Origin of the sequence: Candidatus Aquicultor secundus, from assembly GCF_002791875.1 — a bacterium.
GTDB classification, from domain to species: domain Bacteria; phylum Actinomycetota; class Aquicultoria; order Aquicultorales; family Aquicultoraceae; genus Aquicultor_A; species Aquicultor_A secundus.
In genome coordinates this window covers 1-356 of sequence record NZ_PFNG01000071.1, presented here as the reverse complement: position 1 = coordinate 356, position 356 = coordinate 1, and the positions used below count along the sequence as shown (strand labels likewise).

The following is a 356-nucleotide window of genomic DNA, read 5'->3' as shown; positions in this document are numbered from 1 at the left end:
TTCTTAATGCGTGTTGCTATAGTTAAAGCTCGGTCTTGACCGGTTTTCGGGAGAATAACACCAAATTCATCACCACTAAGCCGGCACGCTTCATCGTCTTCCCTGGTTTTGGATGTAATGGCAGCGCCTATTGTGGTTAGGACTTTATCCCCAAAGAAATGGCCGTATTGATTGTTAATTTCGGAGAGGTTGTCTATGTCGAGAACAAACAGCGAGACCGGTTTCTTGGTTTTATCCGCTTTTGAAATAGCCTTGTCGAGGGCTTCCTGAAAATAACGATGGTTATGAAGGCCCGTAAGGCCATCGCGTAGGGTCTTAGCTAGAAGGATGGCGTTATCCGAAAGCTGTAAGTGGTT

At 45.8% G+C, this 356-nt stretch carries 1 protein-coding gene; it reads right to left on the bottom strand.

Translation table 11 applies throughout. The features are described 5' to 3' along the window. Window positions 1–356: GGDEF domain-containing protein (locus tag COY37_RS02820; RefSeq protein ID WP_286975988.1), on the bottom strand; the 356-nt coding region annotated here is incomplete at both ends.